The 7,807-nt window shown below is 52.8% G+C and carries 6 protein-coding genes; 5 read left to right on the forward strand and 1 reads right to left on the reverse strand.

Features of this window, described 5'->3' with window-relative positions; all coding sequences use genetic code 11:
* Position 1 precedes the first annotated feature (1 nt).
* The 5 genes from K1Y02_06230 to K1Y02_06250 are packed head-to-tail and all read left to right on the forward strand — an operon-like array spanning position 2 to position 6,659.
* Positions 2 to 3,532 (forward strand): ATP-binding protein, encoded by a 3,531-nt coding sequence (locus K1Y02_06230; GenBank protein ID MBX7255940.1) that lies wholly within the window; start codon positions 2 to 4, stop codon positions 3,530 to 3,532.
* Entirely contained in the window at positions 3,529 to 4,710 is a 1,182-nt protein-coding gene (locus K1Y02_06235; GenBank protein MBX7255941.1) for an AAA family ATPase, read from the forward strand. Before K1Y02_06230 ends, K1Y02_06235 begins: the two co-directional genes overlap by 4 nt.
* Positions 4,711 to 4,757: 47 nt before the next feature.
* Positions 4,758 to 5,303 carry a DUF4276 family protein gene (locus tag K1Y02_06240; protein ID MBX7255942.1) on the forward strand — a complete coding sequence of 182 codons (546 nt, stop codon included), beginning with the start codon at positions 4,758 to 4,760 and terminating at the stop codon, positions 5,301 to 5,303.
* Positions 5,300 to 5,890 (forward strand): DNA-processing protein DprA, encoded by a 591-nt coding sequence (locus tag K1Y02_06245; protein ID MBX7255943.1) that lies wholly within the window; start codon positions 5,300 to 5,302, stop codon positions 5,888 to 5,890. Before K1Y02_06240 ends, K1Y02_06245 begins: the two co-directional genes overlap by 4 nt.
* Positions 5,891 to 5,912: 22 nt before the next feature.
* On the forward strand, positions 5,913 to 6,659 hold the full coding sequence (locus K1Y02_06250) for an HNH endonuclease (protein ID MBX7255944.1): 747 nt from the start codon (positions 5,913 to 5,915) through the stop codon (positions 6,657 to 6,659).
* A 122-nt stretch (positions 6,660 to 6,781) separates the two neighbouring features.
* Here K1Y02_06250 and K1Y02_06255 read toward each other — a convergent pair whose 3' ends face one another.
* Positions 6,782 to 7,639 carry a hypothetical protein gene (locus K1Y02_06255; protein MBX7255945.1) on the reverse strand — a complete coding sequence of 286 codons (858 nt, stop codon included), beginning with the start codon at positions 7,637 to 7,639 and terminating at the stop codon, positions 6,782 to 6,784.
* Positions 7,640 to 7,807 lie beyond the last annotated feature (168 nt).

Genomic DNA, 7,807 nt, shown 5'->3' on the forward strand with positions numbered 1-7,807 from the left:
TATGCCGCTGGACCTGAACAAAGCGCGAAAATGTCTGGCGGATTTCGACTTCTCGAAATTGTTCGTCGAGGAGCTCGGCTGGTCACAGCCAGCCTCCCGCCAAGCCATCGCAATAACGCACAAAGACGCTGGTTTCACAAGGCGACAACTCGCGCAACTGTCCGGCGTCATGGTTCTGGAGATAACCGCGAAGGATGGTCAAATACCCGGCGCCAAGACCCGCGCAGCCCTGCACAAAGAGATATCCGCGCTGCATCACGAGAATCTTCTGATCTTCGTGGACGAACGCCGGACGCAGAGCCTCTGGTATTGGGTGAAGCGACAGGATGGCAAGACTTCTGCCCGCGATCACATTTATGTCCGCGGTCAGCCGGGCGACCTTTTCCTCAGCAAACTCAACTCGATGGTCTTCGACCTCGGCGACTTCGACGAAGCTGGAAATGTGCCGCTCGTCGAAGTCGCAGACCGGTTGAAGGAAGCGCTCGACATTGAGCGGGTCACCAAGAAGTTCTACGGCGAGTTTCAAGACCAACACCTTGAGTTCCTGAACCTGATCAAGGGTATAGACGACGATCGGGATCGGCGCTGGTATGCCTCGGTCTTGCTCAATCGTCTGATGTTCGTCTACTTCCTGCAACGCAAGTTCTTTCTCGATGGCGGTGAAGGCCGTTACCTGCAAAACAAATTGGAACAGAGTCGCGAGGAGGGGCGCGATCTGTATTACGAGAAGTTTTTAAAGACGCTGTTTTTCGAGGGCTTCGCCAAGCCGGAGGACCAGCGCAGCGCCAAAGTGAACGGGCTGCTAGGCAAGATCAAGTACCTGAATGGCGGACTTTTTCTGCATCATCGCATAGAACTTGATTGGCCGAAAATATCCATTCAGGACAAGGCATTCGCCAATCTGTTCGCTCTCTTCGAACGGTACTCCTGGAATCTGAACGACACACCCGGCGGCGAGGACAATGAAATCAACCCGGATGTCCTCGGCTATATTTTTGAAAAATACATCAACCAGAAGGCCTTCGGCGCTTACTACACGCGACCGGAAATCACCGAATATCTGTGCGAACGCACTATTCACCGCCTGATCCTGGACGGGGTGGCAAAAGGCGACGGCAAGGCCGTGCGGTCATTCGACAACATGGGCGACCTCCTGCTGGCCCTTGATGCGCCGCTCTGCAAGAAGCTGCTTTACGACGTCCTGCCGAACCTCCGTCTGCTCGATCCAGCCTGCGGCTCCGCCGCGTTCCTCGTGTCGGCCATGAAGACGCTCATCAACGTCTACGCCGCCGTAATCGGTAAGATCGAGTTTTTGAGCGACAAGGGATTGCAGGAGTGGCTTAAGAAGACGCAGAAGGAGCACAAGAGCGTTTCCTACTTCATCAAACGGAGCATTATCACCAACAACCTCTTCGGCGTGGACATCATGGAAGAGGCTATCGAAATCGCCAAACTCCGCCTCTTCCTTGCCCTCGTTGCCTCCGCCAATTCCGCGGATGCCCTCGAACCTCTGCCGAACATCGAGTTCAACATCATGGCCGGCAACTCGCTGATTGGTCTTGTTCACGTCGATCCGGCCAAATTCGACGCCTTGACCGGTGCCGCCACGGAGCAAGGGCGCATGAACATGGTTCACAAGAGCGATCTTGGCTTCGCGGTTGAGTCCAAGGTGGCCAAGACAAAGAAAGAGGTGGAGCGCGAATACGCGGCGAAGGTTCAGGGCCGCAAGTTTGCTGAACTACTGGCTGAGAAAAACGATCTGGTCGCTCTCTACCGACGGGCCACCGGTTATGGCGAAGACTTGCAAGAATTGCGCGACGGCATCGAGAAGAAGAAGAGCACTGCGAAGATGATGCTGAATCGACTTCTACTCGCGCAGTTTAGGTCCTTGGAAATCCAGTACGAAGAGGCCACATGGGACGAGAGGAAGAACCGAGAAGGCAAACCGGAGCGACGTGCTCTTAAGGAGGACGACATCGTTGCTCTCAAGCCGTTTCACTGGGGCTATGAGTTTGACCAGATTATTAACGAGCGGGGCGGATTTGACGCCATCATCACCAATCCCCCATGGGAAGCCTTTAAACCGAATTCAAAACAGTTCTTTGAAGAATATTCGGACCTAGTTACTCAAAAGAAGATGACGATTGGGGAATTCGAGAAGGAAAGAGCGAAACTTCTAAAGGACGCAGATACGCGTAAAGCCTGGTTGGCGTACCAAAGCAGTTATCCACATACCAACGATTTCTTTCGGTCTGCTCCGCAGTACAAGAACCAGATCAGTATCGTAGATGATAAGAAAGCGGCCGCGGACGTTAATCTATACAAGCTATTCACGGAACAATGCGTCAATCTTCTTCGCCGCGGTGGTCATTGCGGAATTGTTCTTCCCAGTGGCATCTACACAGACATGGGCACGAAGCAACTTCGTGCGCTGCTTTTCAAAGAGACGAAGATTACCGGTCTCTTCTGCTTCGAAAATCGTAAGCAAATATTTGAAGGGGTGGACTCGCGTTTCAAGTTCGTCGTCCTGACGTATGAGAAAGGTGGAAGCACATCTGATTTTCCTGCGGCGTTTATGCGTCTCGATGCTTCGGAACTTGAGCGTTTTCCGCAGGAAGGCGCGATTTCGATCTCGGTTGAGCTTATCTCCCGCCTTTCGCCAGATACGCTCTCAATAATGGAACTCAATAGTGTGATGGAAGTCGGCCTCGCCAAGAAGCTCATCCGGTTCCCCATATTGGGGGATAAGTCTGAAAGAGAATGGAATTTCGCGATCAAACGCGAGTTCCACATTCGCGATGACGCACAGCTATTTGTAACGTCAAAACGACCCGGGGCTCTTCCGCTGTTGAGTGGAAAAATGTTTCATCAATTCCAGTTGACGGACGAAGAGCCTACATATTGGATCCCAGAAGCAGAGGGGCGGAATGCGCTTCTGGGTAATGCCACGGATACGGGCGCACGTCTTGACTACCAGCGATACCGCTTTGTGTACCGGCGGATTGCGAGTAACACCAACGAGCGCACGCTGATTTCGACAATTATCCCACCCGGCTTCTTCGGGGAAGTGAATACTCCGACGCTCGACTTGTCGGTAAGCCGAATTGACCCCCTTGAAATGTTGTTTCTTTGCGCAGCACTGAACAGTTTCACGGTTGACTGGTTCATTCGCAGGAAGGTTACAACGACACTCAATCAGTTCTATGTGTATCAAGTTCCTGTGCCTCGGTTGGCGAAGACAGATGAGGCTCTATCGCCAATAGCAAATCGTACGGCACGTTTAATCTGCGTGTCTCGAGAGTTCGACGAGTTGGCTAAGTGCGTAGGACTGAAGAGCCACAAAGAAGGAGCGATCGATCCGGTGGAACGCGGAAAACTCCGATCAGAACTCGATGGCCTAATTGCCCATCTCTACGGCCTGACGGAAGACGAGTTTGCATACATCCTCACCACGTTCCCCCTCGTGGCCGACCCGGTAAAGGATGCAGCGCGCAATGCGTATCGGGACGTCGAAAGAGGACTGATCAAATGAGCAAACAACTCTTGCGAAGCATCCGTGTACGAAACTTCAAGGCGATCCGAGAAACAGGTGCGCTGAAGCTCTCCCCGTTAACCGTCTTCATAGGCAACAACGGCTCGGGGAAAAGTAGTTTTTTGGAGGCCTTGGAAACATTCCAGGCCGTCGCGCAGAATGGCGTAGACGAAGCCATGAGACCGTGGCACGGGTTTGAGCATATTTGGAGCCGGGCGGTTGCCCATGAAGACAAAGAGGAAACAAGGGACAAGCGCGCCCATCAGACAAATCCGATGTCATTCAGTATGTCCGGTTGGATGCCTTTAAAGACCATTGGAGGGGCATTCAGTGCCGAGACGGCGCTCACAATGGGCCAAGGCGGAAATCAGATATTTATCCAGCACGAAGAGGTGAAATTCCGCAAGGGTCTTCACATGACCCGAAATGATCGAGGCATAATTGATTATCCCAACGGGCCGGATCGTATCCGGCGCAAAACGAAACTCGACGACGGCGAATCTATTCTTCAAGACCTCGGTATAGGAGGTTTGGGCCGCTGGCAGTTCCTCGGCCTTGTCCCTCAGAACATGGGCGAACCGTCGCCGCAAAAACGCGCTGGTGGTGAGGTCAGGTTGGCGAAAGATGGACGCAACATTGCTCAATATCTGCGTTGGATACGCGATCAAGATTCGGACGCCTATTACGGAATAGCGGAATCGCTCAGGTCTGTTCTTTCCTACGCGCGGGATATTCAGCCGGCATTGACTTCCGAGCTTGAGCGCACAGTCTATCTTCAGATGACCGAAAAGGACTTCAAAGTTCCCGGCTGGCTCTTCTCGACGGGAACGCTTCGGATTCTCGCCCTGCTGGCTCTATTGAGAAGTCCCTCTCCACCGCCGCTAATTGCGGTCGAGGAAATCGAAAATGGTCTTGATCCGCGCACAACTCATTTGATCTTGGATGAAATTCGAACAGCCATCCATGACGGGCGTAGTCAAGTATTGATGACAAGTCACTCGCCATACCTTTTGGATCTGTTGCCACTTCAAACGCTGGTTCTATGCGAGCGCGACGAAGAAGGTGCGCCACGGTTTTGGAGGCCGTCAGACAGTACTGAAACAAAATCATGGGCGAAGAGCTTCGCTCCAGGGCACCTGTACACCACCGGTCGACTGTCGCGTAGAACCAGATCGTGAAAGTCGGATTCATAGTTGAATGTGGGCCCCAAGGGGCTGAGACAACTGTGATCCCGCATCTGGCCCGCCTCATTGACGCTCGCATTGAACCGGATGTAGTTACGCTGGATCGGAAACCATTGCTCAAGCAGGAATGCGGGAAGTGGGCGAAAGCCCTTTTGAATGGCGGGTGCCGCCGTGTCGTAGTTCTCTGGGATTTGTTACCCGCGTGGGGAGAATACGAGGGGCGCGGTTGTCGCCATGACGACAAGGAAGAAATCAGTGAATCACTTCGCTTGGCAGGTGTGAGATCAAGAGATCCTCGTGTGGCCCTTGTCTGTGTCGAGAAGATGTTGGAGTCATGGATACTCTCAGACAACCATGCGCTATCGGCTTTTCTATCCACGCCTGCGCATCAGGTCCGCGTTCCACGGTGCAACCGCCCGGATGATATCAGAGACCCCAAAGCGGTTTTGAATCGATATTTCGGCGAAACCCGTTACCGAAAATATCGTGATCTTGAGCACGCTGGCCGAATTATCCGAACTGCCCAGTTGAATCACCTGCGGCGATCTCAATCCTTCTGTCGATTTGAGGGCAAGCTGACGACATGAATGCGTGGAACACGAGCCTTCACGATGTTTACTCAAATAAGCGCGACAAGAAAGCGGATGCCGATATTATGTTGCGAGGACTCGGTGATCAGCGGATTCTCGGAAGCACGTGGACAGCCTTTTTCTCCTCCGTGCGGTGTCCCGGGAATCTCATCCTAAGTGCCTACGACCTTGCCCAGCGCTGGCGACTTGAGAATCGACCGGTGGTTAGTGGATTTCATTCACCGGTTGAGCGCGAAGTCCTAAATATCATGCTCCGGTCTCAGACGCCAGTCTGCATCGTGCTCGCACGGAGCATACCGACGCGGGTTCCGAAAGAACTGCGCGATGCCATAGACGGCGGGCGACTGCTCGTACTCTCGCCATTTGGGGCCACGACTAAACGGGCGACACAAGAAACCGCTTCCCGCCGCAATGAAGTCGTCGCGGCGATAGCGGACCGAATTGTCGTCGTGTACGCAGCTTCCGGCAGTAAGACGGAAGCCTTCTGCCGTCAGCTAGCCGGATCCGGCAAGACCTGCTTAACCTTCGACGACCCAAAGACGGAGAATTTGAAGGCGGCGGGCTTTGATCCGTTCCTTGATTAAGCAAGTAGGGCGCGTAGGCAAAATGAATCCAATCCTTTTCAAGAATTACACTCGCCGCGAAATAAGCGATCTGGTCGGGGGCGGCCAGCTGGTCAGCTACCTTCCAACGCTGCACGGCAAGGTCCTTTGCGGCTGCTTCGATCCAAAAGTCAATGCACGGGCGCCATTCGAAATTGACGTAGGGAGAAAGGACCCGCCAACGCCAAAAGTCATGAAGGCGGCCCACCTACTTGCGTCCCAGAAGAATGATATTCCTGTCTTCATAAAGCAGAAAGCCGACGCATGGCAATATATCGGTCGATATCGAGCCACGGGATATTCAGAAGATCCGTTAGTCCTGCGAACCAGACCTGATTTCAGGAAAGATGCCGTTGGGATTTTATTTCTTGAGGCATTGGCACCCGAAGGCGCTCAAACATTACCAGACATCGATCTCGAAAATGTTGGTGGGGCTGAAGGCCGACAATTCCTTGTTATGCATTTGGCGCGGGAGCGGCAACCTGGACTATCCGACGCGAAGAAAAGACAAGTACTTCAACGCAAAGGCTTCCTCAGTTGCGAAGCATGTGATCTCCGATTCGATCGATTCAACGAGCTGGGAATCGGATGTTGCGAAGTTCACCACCTCATCCCGTTGGGCGCCAGGGACCGTCCGGAGACCACTCGCTTGGATGACCTCGCTATTTTGTGCTCAAATTGCCACAGAATGATTCATCGGACCAAGCCATTGGCATCTATTGACGCATTCAGAACTCTGATAAACGCCTAACGAGATGCATCAACTGCGGTCTGTGCGGCTACACTAACCAATGCGGCGAGATGCGACCAGGGGTTGGCTTCGGGCATCGCTAAACGCCATTCCTGGTTGCCGTCAAGTTGCATGCGCATATGTTATCCATTTCTGAAATCGATTCGCTCCAAGACGTCAACTTCGAGCATGTTCTTGAGGGCCAGGAGGTCAGATGGCAGATGCCCTTCGATCGCCAAAATGACTCTGCAGTTTTGTGGCAGCAGCCTTGAAGCCTGAACGGCCTCAATGACAGCCTTGTATTTAATGCACTGAAAGATCCCTCTCACGAGATCGCTGTACGGTGCCTTTTTGGTTTTAACCTCTACGGCATACCAGAAATCAGTGGCTTGAAATGAGACATCAAGCAAATCGCCAGATGGCAGTTCGTATTCATTTGTGCCATGTCCGATATTGCCAAGACCGACTGCTTGGGGATGAGTCGCGATGAATCTTTTCATCTCCTTGTGCTCATCGGATTCTGGCCCACCGTGGTATTTTCCCGCTCCCCGAATCGGTTCCGTGAAGTCAACGACTGCTGGTTTTAGGCCGAAAGCGTTAAGGACTTCGTACCATTTCGGGTAGGCAAAAGTCTTCTGAAGTTCAATCCGAAGTATTTCACGACGTTGTTTAAGGGAGAGTTTTCGGAAATCCTCTTTTTTGCTGATGAACCAGGCAACGCCTTCCCCCGGTAACTCTTCAAGTTTGTTTATGACCAGGCATTGAATTGGAGGGATGTTTTCTTTCCACTTGTCGGAGAGCTGTTCAAGCGCGGAGCCAACACTTCCAAGTACATAATTTAGATTTCTGGGGTTCGTCATGCCCAGTTCAGGAGCAAGGGCAGAGTAGAAAACAGTGCTTTGAGCTTGCGCCTGTCGTACGAGAAGAGGAAGCGCCGATTCCGCCCGCCGTTGATAGAGCTTCGGGCCAGGGAAGGGCTTAGCGATACGAGCTGTTTCCATGATCGTCCGAGATGGCGTAAGAGCTAATTTCGGGTGTCATTGTGACCTTCCCCCATGGATGCGGCCAGATTTAGAGCAAGTCTTGGTCGCTTTCTGTTTCCTTCACTAACACTTTAGTGTTCCCGTTCCAATTGTTCTTCATGGCGGCTCGTTCCGCGAAACTGGACG

Source organism: Candidatus Hydrogenedentota bacterium (genome assembly GCA_019695095.1).
Lineage (GTDB): Bacteria > Hydrogenedentota > Hydrogenedentia > Hydrogenedentales > SLHB01 > JAIBAQ01.

Excerpts from the sequence above, each read along its gene's own strand:
- K1Y02_06255 (MBX7255945.1), bottom strand. The coding sequence starts at position 7,639 with ATGGAAACAGCTCGTATCGCTAAGCCCTTCCCTGGCCCGAAGCTCTAT.
- K1Y02_06235 (MBX7255941.1), top strand. The coding sequence starts at position 3,529 with ATGAGCAAACAACTCTTGCGAAGCATCCGTGTACGAAACTTCAAGGCG.
- K1Y02_06245 (MBX7255943.1), top strand. The coding sequence starts at position 5,300 with ATGAATGCGTGGAACACGAGCCTTCACGATGTTTACTCAAATAAGCGC.
- K1Y02_06230 (MBX7255940.1), top strand. The coding sequence starts at position 2 with ATGCCGCTGGACCTGAACAAAGCGCGAAAATGTCTGGCGGATTTCGAC.
- K1Y02_06250 (MBX7255944.1), top strand. The coding sequence starts at position 5,913 with ATGAATCCAATCCTTTTCAAGAATTACACTCGCCGCGAAATAAGCGAT.